This is a genomic window from Vibrio sp. 10N.261.51.C6 (genome assembly GCF_041471785.1).
Lineage (GTDB): Bacteria > Pseudomonadota > Gammaproteobacteria > Enterobacterales > Vibrionaceae > Vibrio > Vibrio crassostreae_C.
The window spans coordinates 53,370-66,059 of the sequence record NZ_JBFRPB010000038.1 but is presented as its reverse complement, the minus strand read 5'-3'; the positions used below and the strand labels follow the sequence as shown (position 1 = coordinate 66,059).

Genomic DNA, 12,690 nt, shown 5'->3' with positions numbered 1-12,690 from the left:
CTTTAACTGATCGGCATTAGACACACTGTGTCCTCTTTTTTATTGTATTCGTTGTCATCAGGCTACATTGGTCAATCAAAATTGGTCAATCAAGCTGATTAGCCAAAGCAAAAGGCTATTCGTCTTTATTGTCTTTGGATTCTTCTTTTTCAGCTTTCTCTTGGTTAAGTTTATCCGAGCGATTGAGCTTATCTAAATCTCGCTCAGTTTTACCACGCCCCGTCAGATCCATATTGGCTGTCTGTTTGAGCGCTGCGATGTTACCCACAACAACGCTAACTACGATGATGATGATAACCCAAGGGTTTGTAAGCCACTCCAACATAAGCGCTCCTAATGACTGATATTCGCTACGAAGCGTGCATAGATCTCGTCTAGCTGCTCCATAATAATCTCATACCCTAATACTGGCTTAGATTGGAGTTGCTTGCCAAGTAAAGTCGGAGATAACTGTGATAAACACGACTCCGATACTTTGCGATGGCTGATATGCCATGGTTCGATCGCCACACCACCCAAATCTTGGCTGTAAGGAAAGAAGAAACCAAATTGTGCAGCATGAACTGATAGCCATTGGTAAAACGATTGCTGGTGGCCAGTAAGGTATTCCCATGGTTCTAATTGCAGATGTATGCCTTCAGGTAAGTGGTTACGAGCAAAGACATCGAAGTCACAACCCCAATGATGACGACTCGCGCCGGGAAGCGCAGACCATCTCAGGATAGCCGATAGCTTTTGTTGTTCGGTCAGTTTTGAAGCATCAAGAGGTTGGCTTTCTGAATCTAATATCGGAGCTTCGCCAGAAAACTTACGGTTCCAAATCAGAGATTGCCTTTCATAGTCGCGAAAGCCACTGGCAATCTCCGTTTTAAAACCAGCGAGCTGAGCAGCTTCAATCAAATTATTCAGGTCATTCTTAACCTCACTGTGGACCAAGAAGGTCTTGGTGCCGATCAGGCTAGGCTCTAGATGAGAATCTGATTGTCCGGTAAGCTGCTCTGGTGTCATAACGAGTCTCTCAATAATTGGATGCTATGAATCGCTGATGAAAGACTATTTAGCGAATAGGTTCACTAATGTTCTTTCGTACATGTCAGTTAGCTTTTCTAAATCGGCTACCTTCACGCATTCGTTAACCTTGTGAATCGTTGCATTCACAGGGCCTAGTTCAACCACTTGTCCGCCCATACGTGCAATAAAGCGACCATCAGATGTACCGCCAGTCGTTAGCAGTGCTGGTTTCACATCATTGACGTGACCCACTGCATCAACAATAGCATCAAGCAGTGAACCTGCGTCTGTTAAGAACGGGTCGCCATTGAATGTCCATCTTAGGTCGTATTCGAAATCATACTTGTCGAGTGTCGTTGTGATGCGCTCAACGATGATGTCGTTGCTTAACTCTGTACTAAAGCGTAGGTTAAACTGAACATTAAATTCACCAGGGATCACGTTTGAAGCACCAGTACCCGCACTCACATTTGGAATTTGGAAACTGGTTGGCGGGAAGTAATCATTACCTTTATCCCACTCAGTTGTTGCTAGCTCATTAATAGCAAGCAGAGAGCTGTGTACTGGGTTGTTTGCTAGGTGAGGGTAGGCAACATGACCTTGTGTGCCTTTAATCGTTAGGTCGCCAGTGATAGAGCCACGACGGCCGTTCTTCACGACATCACCCACGAACTCAGTGCTCGATGGTTCACCAACGATACACATATCGATGTTTTCACCGCGCGCCATTAATGCTTCAACAACACGTACAGTACCGTTGATGAAAGGACCTTCCTCATCTGAAGTGATCAGGAAACCAATTGAGCCTGTGTGGTCTGGGTGTTTGGCAATGAACTGCTCGACGGCAACAATCATTGAAGCCAGAGAGCCTTTCATATCAGCAGCGCCACGGCCATGTAGGAAACCGTCTACGATAGTCGGTTCGAATGGCTTAGTGTTCCACTGTTCGATTGGGCCTGCAGGTACCACATCAGTGTGACCAGCAAAAGCAAACAGAGGCGCTTCAGTACCACGACGAGCCCAGAAGTTGGTCGTATCTTCAAATACCATCACTTCGATTTCAAAACCGAGTGCTTTTAAGCGTTCAATCATCAGGTCTTGGCAGCCTGCATCTTCTGGTGTTACCGATTGACGGCTGATTAGGTCTTTTGCCAGAGCCAAAGTTGGGCTATCTGTCATCCTTGAATTCCTTGTTTAAATAAAACGTCTAGTCATTAATTTTTAGGCGCTGATTCACTGATCAACGTCCTGTTGTCTGTCTATGTAAATACAACGATCTAAGCAAAAATAGCCGCGTATTGGTCGGCTTTAAATCCGATGTGAAGCTTACCCTCAACTTTTAAGATTGGGCGCTTGATCATTGCAGGTTGTTCAACAAGCAAAGTCACCGCTTTTTCTTCTGTTAGGGTGTCTTTCTGTTCTTGAGAAAGTTGGCGATAAGTCGTACCACGTTTGTTTAGCACAAGCTCCCAACCTAGCTCAGAGCAGAAGCTTGTTACTAGCTCTTCTGTGATGCCTTGTTTGCGATAATCGTGAAATTCGAACTCGATACCTTCAGCTTCGAGCCATTTCTTTGCTTTTTTAATGGTGTCGCAATTTGGGATACCAAACATGGTGATAGTCATTATTCTTCCTTTGAGTGATTTTATTTCATTGTTATGAGTTGAATCCTATCAGGAAGCAGCAACTCAGACAAAATAGAGTGATGAATATTTCATAGAGTGAAAAAAAAGCGTAAGAAAATGTCACTATTGGAGACTTATTGATCAGCCTCAACATGTTGTCAGCGAAAAAAGAAATAATTGAGCTGCACATATATAGGAGGTGTCAATGGAGTTGAGTCCTGTTTTTGCAAGGCGGCTATATTTAGCATTGTTAGTGGAAAGCCTTGATAGGCCAAATGTGCCTAAACTCATCGAAAAAACGGGGTGGCCTCGTCGTACTATTCAAGATGTACTCAAGGCGTTACCGGGGATCGGTATCGAACTTATGTTTGTTCAAGATGGGCGACGTCATAATGATGGCTATTACCAGTTATCCGACTGGGGGCCATTTGACAGTCAATGGGTTATCCAGCGTAAAGGCGATATAGCAACAAGCCTTGGATTTAGTGCATAAGCCAGCGAAAGCTGGCTTTCTTTTGGGTGTCATAAAATCAAAGCATATCGATATGCCGCTTTAGTTGCTTACTCGCACAGGTAGGCGGTACCAAGCATAGTCACGGAAGTGCTGAAATATTGGGGTAGGGTAAAGATGACGGTGTCTGCGCCTAGCTCAATGGCATTCGATTTAAGCTCATTCATCGCACCTTGAATCAGGGTGTCATTGGGAAAGAACAAGTAGCTGTACCAATGACCTTCGCTGCCAGTGATTTCCCCTTTATACTCACACTGCTCGATGTTAATCAGGCCGTGGTAATCCATTTGTACCTTGTCCGCTTTACTATGAGGCGTTGATGTGGGTTTGGTACACCCGAGTAACATGCCACTCATAGCCAAAGCGACTAATTCCTTTTTCATACGTTTACCCTGCTATTGCATCAAATAAATCGCGAAGCCTACCCAGCTTGCGAACAGTAGTAACCACGGCAGTTTAGTGGCGTGATTTGATGGTGTTTCAACACTTGTTTCGATCGTGTCTTCTTGGTGTTGATTAGCTTGTTGAGTCTGTTTTTCTTTCTGTACGCGCTTCTTCGCTTTATCGGCTTGGCGGCTGCGTTCTTTTTGCTGTTTCTTGTACAGTGCGATGCCTTTCTCGATACCCTGAGCAATCAGTTTAGTTTGTTCTTTGGTTTGAGCTGGCTTTTGAGTCGCTTTGGCTATCTTCAGTGCTTCCTGTTGAGATTCAACAGAGGGCGTATTAGTTTTGTTTTTCATACTGAGTTCGACAATTAAAACGGATTGGCTACTAAGATAACGCAAAGCTAGTTAAGTATGAATGATTTGCGTTAAAGTGTTGGTTTGAAAATAAGTGAAAGTGAGATTTGTGCGGTACTCCATAGAACAATACGACAAGCACGGCTTTTTGAAAGCTCCAATCTTGCTCTGGCTAGGTTGGTTGTTTCTTGCGAAAGCCTTGGTCGTTTTCATTGTTGCAGGCGCAAGCCGAGAGTCGGGAACCGATATTCTTGAGATAATCTACCCAGACCATCAGATGTTTTATGTCGGGATCGCGTTGAGTGTGCCTAGTTTGCTGCTGATGTGGTTATTTGGGCTAAGATCGCCAGATAGAAAGCGCCTTAACAAAGTCGTGTCATGGGGACGTTGGGTTACCATGATGGCTATCTTGGCACAGGGCTCCCATACGATTTATTTAATCTATTTGGATAACGGATGGTTCCGTTGGTCAAATGGCATCACCCTATTGTTGCTGCTGTGGTTAGCGCTTTACCTAACCAATAGCCATGCTGCAAGGGATTGCTTTAAAGTGGTTGAGCACGAAGACTGATTCTCATCAAAACATTTGTCCCATTCACAATTATACTTAGAAGCTAAAACTGGAAGGAATAATCTATGCTTAATGTTTCAAATGAGCAGCCTAACGTTCAAAGTGCTATTTTGCCTGAAGCTGGGCCTTTCGCGCTTTACGTTCAACTTAAAGTGAACGCTAATACTGCTAATGTACTAGCAGAAATTCAAAAGCTTCCGACTCTAATCGACGAACTAAACCAAACTCAGCCTGATGCGAACTTAACGGCATCGGTTGCGTTCTCAAAAGCTTTTTGGGATAAGTTCGAGCAAGCAGCGCCCGCTGATTTGATCGACTTCCCTGTGCTGGGTGAAGGTGATATCACCGCGCCGAGCACACTGTCTGATGTTCTGATTCACTGTCATTCAAACCGACATGATCTGCACTTCTTTATCTTGCGTAAATTGCTATCTGAAGTAGCAGCTGATGTTGAAGTGGTTGATGAAACTTATGGTTACCGCTTCCTAGACTCTCGTGACATGACAGACTTTGTTGATGGCACTGAAAACCCGAAAGACGCACAACGTGCTGAAGTCGCTATTGTGCCTGAGGGTGAATTCGCTGGTGGTAGTTATGTAATGGTGCAGCGTTTTGTGCATAACCTGCCAGCTTGGAATCGTTTGAATGTATCGGCACAAGAGAAAGTGATTGGCCGAACTAAACCTGATTCAATTGAGTTAGATGATGTTCCTGCGGCGTCTCACGTTGGCCGTGTGGATATCAAAGAAGAAGGCAAGGGGCTTAAGATTGTTCGCCACAGTCTACCTTACGGTACTGCTACGGGCGACCACGGCTTATTGTTCATTGCTTACTGTAACGTTCGTCATAACTTCGATGCGATGTTAGAGAGCATGTACGGCGTAACTGATGGCAAAACAGACCAACTGCTTCGCTTTACTAAAGCGGTGACTGGCGCGTATTACTTTGCTCCTTCAACTGAGATGTTGAGTGCATTAACGATTAAGTAAGTCGTCTCAAAAAGAATAAACAAAGGGAGCCTCAGGGCTCCTTTTTTATTAAAGCTTTATATGAATTGGTCGATATAAGAGCAATCGTGAGTTTTATTCCTCTTTTTGTAAGCGAAGGTCTATGGCTATAACTGTTAATACCAATGTCTCAGCGCTGGTGGCCCAGAGAAACCTCTCTAATGCCAATAACATGCTGAACCAATCTTTGGAGCGCTTAGCTTCAGGGAGTCGTATTAACAGCGCTAAAGACGATGCTGCAGGGCTACAAATTTCGAACCGCTTGGAAGCGCAGATGAGTGGTATTGATGTCGCTGTGCGTAATGCGAATGATGGTATATCTATCATGCAAACCGCTGAAGGCGCGATGAATGAAACCACCAATATCATGCAGCGCATGCGCGACTTGTCTCTACAAGCAAGCAACGGTTCAAATAGCCAGTCGGAAAGAACGGCGATTCAAGAAGAGATTACCGCCTTAAACGATGAGCTGAATCGTATTGCAGAGACCACTTCTTTTGGTGGCAAAAAACTTCTCAATGGTAATTTTGGTAGTACGTCATTTCAGATTGGTGGCAGTTCGGGCGAAGCCGTGCAGATTGGTTTGAAAAGTATGCGTACTGATGACATCAACATGGGAGGCTTTAGCTACGTTGCTAATGGCATGGCCAGTGATTCATGGGCAGTGAAATCAAACCAGAATGATATGACGATGTCGTTTACGGATCGTTTTGGTCAGCCTCAAGAGATCACCATTAATGCGAAAGCGGGCGATGATATCGAAGAGTTGGCGACTTACATTAATGGTCAAACGGATCTCTTATCGGCTTCTGTTAATGATGACGGACAACTTCAGATTTATATGTCAGGTGAAGATACCGCGGGTACCATCTCTTTTTCAGGTTCATTAGCCAGTGAGCTTTCGATGTCAGCGGGCTATTACGAGTCAGTTAATGACATCAATGTAACGGATGTGGGTGGTGCTCAGCGCGCCGTCTCAATTTTGGATACGGCGATGAAGTATGTCGATAGCCATCGCTCTGAATTAGGGGCAATGCAAAACCGCTTTGATCATGCCATTAACAATCTTGAAAACGTTCATGAGAATTTGGCGACATCAAACAGTCGAATCAAAGATACCGACTACGCCAAAGAAACCACTCAAATGCTCAAGCAACAAATACTGCAGCAAGTGAGTACAACGATACTCGCTCAAGCCAAGCAAGCGCCGAATCTAGCTTTAACGTTATTAGGTTAATGAATTACCTACAATCTTATAAAAGCATTTCAGCTTGGTCGGTGCTTTTTGGCGAATAAAAATACAATTTCTCACTCGACTGACTTCCCGGCAACTTTAGTGATTTTCTCATCTTTTTTTGATAATTTTACGACCAGTCACGCTTTCTTCTGTTTTACCGCTATTTCTTTAAATTTGTTGTTTTTTTCCTAAAGGTTTCGCCAATCACGCCGTTATTAAAAGTAACTTAGAGATAACTACTTGGTTTTCCGAGACGTCGGAAACCGCTATACCGGAAAATCAATTGGAGAAGTCACCATGGCAGTGAATGTAAATACAAACGTTTCAGCGATGACAGCGCAACGTTACCTAAACAATGCAAACAGCGCACAACAGACATCAATGGAGCGTCTAGCTTCTGGCTCAAAAATCAACAGCGCAAAAGATGACGCTGCGGGTCTACAAATCTCGAACCGTTTGAACGTTCAAAGTCGTGGCCTTGATGTTGCTGTACGTAACGCGAACGACGGTATCTCAATTGCACAAACTGCTGAAGGTGCAATGAACGAGACGACTAACATCCTGCAACGTATGCGTGATTTGTCTCTACAATCTTCAAACGGCTCAAACTCAAAATCTGAGCGTGTAGCGATTCAAGAAGAAGTAACAGCACTGAACGACGAACTGAACCGTATCGCGGAAACGACGTCTTTTGGTGGTAACAAGCTGCTTAACGGTACTCACGGTACTAAATCATTCCAAATCGGTGCGGATAACGGTGAAGCTGTAATGCTTCAACTGAAAGACATGCGCTCTGATAACGCTCAGATGGGTGGTAAGAGCTACCAAACTGAGAACGCGAAAGATAAAGATTGGAACGTTCAAGCAGGCTCTAACGACCTAAAAATGTCGTTCACTGATAACTTCGGTCAAGCACAAGAAATCGACATCAGCGCAAAAGCGGGTGACGACATCGAAGAGCTAGCAACGTACATCAACGGTCAACAAGACTCTGTTAAAGCGTCTGTAACTGAAGACGGTAAGCTACAAATGTTCACAGGCAACAACAAAGTGAGCGGCGATGTGTCTTTCTCTGGCGGTCTTGCGGGCGAGCTAGGTATTCAAGCAGCTAAAGACGTAACGGTTGATACTATCGACGTAACATCTGTTGGCGGCGCACAAGAGTCTGTAGCAGTAATCGATGCGGCCCTTAAGTATGTAGACAGTCACCGTGCTGAGCTAGGTGCTTTCCAAAACCGTTTCGATCACGCTATCAGCAACTTAGACAACATTAACGAGAACGTTAACGCATCTAAGAGCCGTATTAAAGATACCGACTTCGCGAAAGAAACGACTCAGATGACTAAGTCTCAGATCCTTTCTCAAGCTTCAAGCTCGATTCTTGCTCAAGCGAAGCAAGCACCGAACTCGGCACTTAGCCTACTAGGTTAATCGATTGAAAAGCCACGTTGACCGATAGTGTTGACGTTAGGCTTCCACAAATTAGCTCGTGGTGAGAGATGAGCGCTAAACAGACCCAGCTTCGGCTGGGTTTTTTATTGCCTGAAATTTGGAGAAGAGAGGGGAGTTGTGGTGTTGGTAGTTGATTGGAAAGCGAGATTCCCTATCACGTTCGTGCCTCACTGTAGGGAATGACGGGAGTTGGGTATTGGTGACTCTATAGCTAACTGTATAGAAGAGGTCGGTTTGAGTAACAATCACTCAGGCTTAAACCATAGTGTTTAATCGTCATCCCAGAATCGAACCGAGCGAGATGTCAGGGATCTCTGTTCGTGAGAGGCCCAAAGAAGAAGGGGATTTGTAGTTGTTAGGTATAAGGCCAAAGCGGCTGGTAATCTGGCATTAGAACTATATAGCAGGCACAAAAAACGCCACCCTTAGGTAGCGTTTTAATTAAAGCAGATAAGTAATCGAGATTACTTAGTTACTTTAAGAACTGGAGTTTCGCCAACAGTTACAGAACCAGAAAGCTTGTTCAGCTCTTTGATTTCGTCCATGTTAGAGATAACAACTGGAGTAAGCGTAGATTTCGCTTTCTCTTCTAGAAGCGCTAGGTCGAAAGTGATGATAGTGTCACCAGCTTTAACAGATTGACCTTCTTCAGCTACACGAGTGAAGCCTTCGCCTTTAAGTTCAACAGTATCGATACCGAAGTGAACGAAAAGCTCAACACCGTCGTCAGACTCGATAGAGAATGCGTGGTTAGTTTCGAAGATCTTACCGATAGTACCGTTAACTGGAGCTACCATTTTGTCGCCAGCTGGTTTGATCGCGATGCCGTCACCAACGATTTTTTCAGCGAAAACTACATCTGGCACATCTTCGATGTTTACGATTTCACCAGAAAGAGGTGCGATGATTTCGATTGCACCAGCATCAGCGCTGTCATCAGATACAAGCTTTTTCAGTTTGTCAAACAGACCCATTGTGTCATGCTCCTAACGTTTAGTTTTATTCTGTAGAATATACTATACCAATCTAACAAATTAGACGACTATTTTTAGCCGTCTAACGTTATTAAGCGATTGGCGATTACTGAGTTTTCTCAGCGATGAACTTTTCTACGCAAGCTTCAATTTCAGCAGCTGTTGGTAGAGATAGTGCTTCGTCAGCCATAGCTTTAACTTCAGCGAAGTTAGAGTTACGGATTACTTTCTTAACTTTAGGGATAGAGATACCGCTCATAGAGAACTCATCTAGACCCATACCAAGTAGAAGTAGCGTTGCACGCTCATCACCAGCAAGCTCACCACACATACCAGTCCACTTACCTTCAGCGTGTGATGCGTCGATCACTTGCTTGATTACTGTAAGGACAGCAGGAGATAGTGGGTTGTATAGGTGAGAAATCATTTCGTTACCACGGTCTACCGCAAGAGTGTATTGCGTTAGGTCGTTAGTACCGATAGAGAAGAAAGATACTTCTTTCGCTAGGTGGTGTGCGATTGCAGCAGCTGCTGGAGTCTCAACCATTACGCCGATTTCGATTTCTTCATCGAAAGCTAGGCCTTCAGCGCGAAGTTCAACTTTGTACTCTTCGATTGCTTTTTTCAGTTCACGGATCTCTTCAACAGAAATGATCATTGGGAACATGATACGTAGTTTACCGTGTGCAGATGCACGTAAGATGCCACGTAGTTGGTCACGTAGGATTTCACGACGATCCAAGCTGATACGTACTGCACGCCAGCCTAGGAACGGGTTCATCTCTTGTGGAAGGTCCATGTATGGTAGGTCTTTGTCGCCACCGATATCCATAGTACGGATAATCACTGACTCGCCTTCCATTGCTTCTGCTACTTCTTTGTAAGCAACGTATTGCTCTTCTTCAGTAGGAAGCGCGTCACGGTCCATAAATAGGAATTCAGTACGGTACAGACCAACGCCTTCACCGCCGTTACGCAGGATACCGTCACAGTCTTTTACTGTACCGATGTTGCCGCAAACTTCTACACGGTGACCGTCTAGAGTTTCAGCATGCAAATCTTTTAGTTTTGCTAGTTCAGCCGCTTCTGCTTCAAAATCTGCTTTGATTTTCTTAGCTTCTGCTAATTCAGCTTCAGAAGGGTTGATGATGATTTTGTTGTTCATCGCGTCTAGCACAAGCATGTCGCCGTTCTTAACTTGCTTAGTGATATCGTTAGTACCAACGATAGCTGGAAGCTCAAGAGAACGTGCCATGATTGAAGTATGAGATGTACGACCGCCGATGTCACAAGCGAAACCAAGAACGTAGTCTAGGTTGATTTGTGCAGTTTCAGATGGCGTTAGGTCGTAAGCTACTAGGATAACTTCTTCACTGATGTCTGATAGAGACACAATGTTGATGCCTAGAGCATTTTTAACGAAACGAGTACCGATATCGCGGATATCAGTTGCACGTTCTTTTAGGTACTCATCATCAAGAGATTCAAGCGCACAAGCTTGCTCTTCGATCACAGTGTGGATCGCGTTGTCTGCGTGCATTTTTTCTTTCTTGATGAGTGCTAAAATCTCTTCTTCTAGCTCTTCATCTTCAAGCAGCATGATGTGGCCTTCAAAGATTGCTTCTTTTTCTTCGCCAAAAGTTTCAAGTGCTTTTTGCTTAACAACTTCAAGCTGTTGAGAAGATTTGTTACGAGCGTCAAAGAAACGCTGTACTTCTGCTTCAACTTGGTCGTCAGAGATAGATTGAGTGTTTAGGACAATTTCATCTTCTTGAAGTAGTAGTGCTTTACCGAAAGCAATACCGGGAGATGCTAGGATGCCTGAAATCATAGCCTTACCTTAGTTGTTCAACTGTAAACGGGAGAGTGTGTGACTTTAAGTCGTCGACTAATGTCGCGCTTATTCCTATCTATTTCGAACAAAGCCACTTTGCTATGCAAAATGGCTTTGAAAGAAGGAGACCGTATTAGTGTAGTTGATCCATAAGAGCAACTAGGTGGTCTACTGCTTGCTGAGCTTGAGGACCTTCAGCTGAAATAGTAACGTTAGTACCTTTTACTAGGCCTAAAGTTTGTAGTTTGAACAGGCTTTTCGCGCTAGCGCTTTTGCCGTTAGAAGTCACTGTGATGTCAGCGTCGAAAGATTTTGCTTCTTTAACGAACTGTGCAGCTGGACGAGTGTGAAGACCGTTTTCTGCTGTGATTTCTACTTGCTTCTCGTACATTTTATATACCCCAATTAATTTATTTTTTGTAAGTTTGTAACCAGATTAGCTTAACTGCTTTAGCCCAAATGCGCTAGAGGCTAGTACGCCATGTTCGTGTTAGAACTTAGACTGGTTATAAATTTTTATCCAGCCATGGTCGTCTTTTGCTGAGTACTCATGACTTTCAGAATTTGTTTATTGCTTCTTTTATTTTGAAGCGAAAAATAAAACAGACCTGATATTACCAAAGGTGGGGCAGGGATCAACAAAAAAGCCCCTAAACGGGGCTTTTTTGGACGAAAAATTGATTTGACCACATATTATTGTTGGTTCTCTTTTTCCGTAAAGATGCCAGCAAATAGGGCTGTGCTTAGGTAACGCTCACCAGAGCTTGGTAGTACAGTAACGATAGTTTTTCCTGCAAATTCAGGTAGTTCGGCGATTCTGTTTGCTGCTACAACTGCCGCGCCAGATGAGATGCCTGCAAGAATACCTTCTTCTTTCATTAGGCGTTGAGCCATCTCAATCGCTTCTTCAGAAGTTACCGATTCAACACGGTCAATAATCTCTAAATCTAGGTTTCCAGGGATGAAACCTGCACCGATACCTTGAATTTTGTGTGGAGCTGGTTTGATTTCTTCACCTGCAAGTGCCTGTGCAATCACTGGAGACTCAGCCGGCTCAACCGCGACTGAAGTAATCGCTTTGCCTTTTTCACCTTTAATGTAACGACTCGTACCAGTGATAGTACCGCCCGTACCAACACCCGCTACAAACACGTCGATTTCGCCGTCTGTTGCTTCCCAAATTTCAGGACCAGTCGTCTGCTCGTGAATCTGTGGGTTAGCAGGGTTGTTGAACTGTTGAAGTAGTAGGTATTTGTCTGGGTCTGAAGCAACAATCTCTTCTGCTTTAGCAATCGCGCCGTTCATGCCTTTTGGTGCTTCAGTTAGCACAAGGTTTGCGCCAAGCGCTTTAAGCAGCTTACGACGTTCTAGGCTCATTGATTCAGGCATAGTTAGCGTTAGTTTGTAACCGCGTGCTGCTGCTACGAATGCAAGTGCAACACCTGTGTTACCACTGGTAGGTTCAACAAGCTCGATACCTGGCTTCAGAGTACCTGCTTTTTCTGCTTCCCAGATCATATTAGAACCGATACGGCACTTAACACTGAAGCTTGGGTTACGAGCTTCGATCTTAGCTAGGACGTTACCTTTGCTTACTTTGTTAAGGCGGACTAGAGGTGTGTTACCAATCGTTAGGGTGTTGTCTTCGTAGATCTTGCTCATGCGATATTCCTTCATTTAATGACAGAACTAAACGTAGTATATCAATCACTTTACCGTCTAGTGTCT

General features: G+C 44.2%; 15 protein-coding genes. 5 read left to right on the top strand and 10 right to left on the bottom strand.

Features of this window, described 5'->3' with window-relative positions; translation table 11 throughout:
* Positions 1–115 precede the first annotated feature (115 nt).
* The 4 genes from AB4375_RS10695 to AB4375_RS10680 all read right to left on the bottom strand — a co-directional run bounded on the left by AB4375_RS10695 (position 116) and on the right by AB4375_RS10680 (position 2,636).
* Positions 116–325, bottom strand: a complete 210-nt coding sequence (locus AB4375_RS10695) for a DUF2897 family protein (protein WP_372051553.1) — start codon at positions 323–325, stop codon at positions 116–118.
* A gap of 8 nt (positions 326–333) precedes the next feature.
* Positions 334–1,008: a M15 family metallopeptidase gene (locus AB4375_RS10690; RefSeq protein ID WP_372051552.1), complete on the bottom strand. Its 675-nt coding sequence runs from the start codon at positions 1,006–1,008 to the stop codon at positions 334–336.
* Positions 1,009–1,053: 45 nt separating this feature from the next.
* On the bottom strand, positions 1,054–2,190 hold the full coding sequence (gene dapE, locus AB4375_RS10685; RefSeq protein WP_017060700.1) for a succinyl-diaminopimelate desuccinylase: 1,137 nt from the start codon (positions 2,188–2,190) through the stop codon (positions 1,054–1,056).
* A gap of 98 nt (positions 2,191–2,288) precedes the next feature.
* On the bottom strand, positions 2,289–2,636 hold the full coding sequence (locus AB4375_RS10680; RefSeq protein ID WP_017060699.1) for an ArsC family reductase: 348 nt from the start codon (positions 2,634–2,636) through the stop codon (positions 2,289–2,291).
* A gap of 205 nt (positions 2,637–2,841) precedes the next feature.
* On the opposite strand from AB4375_RS10680, the gene AB4375_RS10675 reads away from it, so the two are divergent.
* On the top strand, positions 2,842–3,129 hold the full coding sequence (locus AB4375_RS10675) for a helix-turn-helix domain-containing protein (protein ID WP_004734273.1): 288 nt from the start codon (positions 2,842–2,844) through the stop codon (positions 3,127–3,129).
* A 68-nt stretch (positions 3,130–3,197) separates the two neighbouring features.
* On the opposite strand, the gene AB4375_RS10670 is transcribed toward AB4375_RS10675, so the two are convergent.
* Complete coding sequence (locus tag AB4375_RS10670) at positions 3,198–3,530, bottom strand: DUF4156 domain-containing protein (protein WP_017070287.1); 333 nt, start codon at positions 3,528–3,530, stop codon at positions 3,198–3,200.
* A 12-nt stretch (positions 3,531–3,542) separates the two neighbouring features.
* Entirely contained in the window at positions 3,543–3,887 is a 345-nt protein-coding gene (locus AB4375_RS10665) for a DUF2956 domain-containing protein (RefSeq protein WP_017060697.1), read from the bottom strand.
* Positions 3,888–3,996: 109 nt separating this feature from the next.
* Here AB4375_RS10665 and AB4375_RS10660 point away from each other — a divergent pair, with 109 nt between their 5' ends.
* From AB4375_RS10660 to AB4375_RS10645, 4 genes are all read left to right on the top strand, one after another.
* Positions 3,997–4,458 (top strand): DUF2919 domain-containing protein, encoded by a 462-nt coding sequence (locus tag AB4375_RS10660; RefSeq protein WP_136982704.1) that lies wholly within the window; start codon positions 3,997–3,999, stop codon positions 4,456–4,458.
* A 65-nt stretch (positions 4,459–4,523) separates the two neighbouring features.
* Entirely contained in the window at positions 4,524–5,447 is a 924-nt protein-coding gene (locus AB4375_RS10655) for a Dyp-type peroxidase (RefSeq protein ID WP_371724310.1), read from the top strand.
* Positions 5,448–5,568: 121 nt separating this feature from the next.
* The gene (locus AB4375_RS10650; RefSeq protein WP_372051551.1) at positions 5,569–6,702 is read left to right on the top strand and encodes a flagellin; all 1,134 of its coding nucleotides are present in this window, start codon (positions 5,569–5,571) and stop codon (positions 6,700–6,702) included.
* 297 nt (positions 6,703–6,999) lie between these two features.
* A complete protein-coding gene (locus AB4375_RS10645; RefSeq protein WP_372051550.1) occupies positions 7,000–8,133 on the top strand; it encodes a flagellin in 1,134 nt (377 codons plus the stop codon).
* Positions 8,134–8,618: 485 nt separating this feature from the next.
* Here AB4375_RS10645 and crr read toward each other — a convergent pair whose 3' ends face one another.
* The 4 genes from crr to cysK all read right to left on the bottom strand — a co-directional run bounded on the left by crr (position 8,619) and on the right by cysK (position 12,624).
* Entirely contained in the window at positions 8,619–9,128 is a 510-nt protein-coding gene (gene crr, locus AB4375_RS10640) for a PTS glucose transporter subunit IIA (RefSeq protein ID WP_004737851.1), read from the bottom strand.
* A 106-nt stretch (positions 9,129–9,234) separates the two neighbouring features.
* Positions 9,235–10,959, bottom strand: a complete 1,725-nt coding sequence (gene ptsI, locus AB4375_RS10635) for a phosphoenolpyruvate-protein phosphotransferase PtsI (RefSeq protein WP_017063391.1) — start codon at positions 10,957–10,959, stop codon at positions 9,235–9,237.
* Between the two features lie 136 nt (positions 10,960–11,095).
* A complete protein-coding gene (locus AB4375_RS10630; protein WP_004734263.1) occupies positions 11,096–11,353 on the bottom strand; it encodes an HPr family phosphocarrier protein in 258 nt (85 codons plus the stop codon).
* A 302-nt stretch (positions 11,354–11,655) separates the two neighbouring features.
* Entirely contained in the window at positions 11,656–12,624 is a 969-nt protein-coding gene (cysK, locus tag AB4375_RS10625; RefSeq protein WP_017061934.1) for a cysteine synthase A, read from the bottom strand.
* Between the last annotated feature and the right edge of the window lie 66 nt (positions 12,625–12,690).

Excerpts from the sequence above, each read along its gene's own strand:
- AB4375_RS10670 (WP_017070287.1), bottom strand. The coding sequence starts at position 3,530 with ATGAAAAAGGAATTAGTCGCTTTGGCTATGAGTGGCATGTTACTCGGG.
- AB4375_RS10665 (WP_017060697.1), bottom strand. The coding sequence starts at position 3,887 with ATGAAAAACAAAACTAATACGCCCTCTGTTGAATCTCAACAGGAAGCA.
- AB4375_RS10680 (WP_017060699.1), bottom strand. The coding sequence starts at position 2,636 with ATGACTATCACCATGTTTGGTATCCCAAATTGCGACACCATTAAAAAA.
- AB4375_RS10645 (WP_372051550.1), top strand. The coding sequence starts at position 7,000 with ATGGCAGTGAATGTAAATACAAACGTTTCAGCGATGACAGCGCAACGT.
- AB4375_RS10655 (WP_371724310.1), top strand. The coding sequence starts at position 4,524 with ATGCTTAATGTTTCAAATGAGCAGCCTAACGTTCAAAGTGCTATTTTG.
- cysK (WP_017061934.1), bottom strand. The coding sequence starts at position 12,624 with ATGAGCAAGATCTACGAAGACAACACCCTAACGATTGGTAACACACCT.
- AB4375_RS10650 (WP_372051551.1), top strand. The coding sequence starts at position 5,569 with ATGGCTATAACTGTTAATACCAATGTCTCAGCGCTGGTGGCCCAGAGA.
- crr (WP_004737851.1), bottom strand. The coding sequence starts at position 9,128 with ATGGGTCTGTTTGACAAACTGAAAAAGCTTGTATCTGATGACAGCGCT.
- ptsI (WP_017063391.1), bottom strand. The coding sequence starts at position 10,959 with ATGATTTCAGGCATCCTAGCATCTCCCGGTATTGCTTTCGGTAAAGCA.
- AB4375_RS10695 (WP_372051553.1), bottom strand. The coding sequence starts at position 325 with ATGTTGGAGTGGCTTACAAACCCTTGGGTTATCATCATCATCGTAGTT.
- AB4375_RS10675 (WP_004734273.1), top strand. The coding sequence starts at position 2,842 with ATGGAGTTGAGTCCTGTTTTTGCAAGGCGGCTATATTTAGCATTGTTA.
- AB4375_RS10690 (WP_372051552.1), bottom strand. The coding sequence starts at position 1,008 with ATGACACCAGAGCAGCTTACCGGACAATCAGATTCTCATCTAGAGCCT.
- dapE (WP_017060700.1), bottom strand. The coding sequence starts at position 2,190 with ATGACAGATAGCCCAACTTTGGCTCTGGCAAAAGACCTAATCAGCCGT.
- AB4375_RS10630 (WP_004734263.1), bottom strand. The coding sequence starts at position 11,353 with ATGTACGAGAAGCAAGTAGAAATCACAGCAGAAAACGGTCTTCACACT.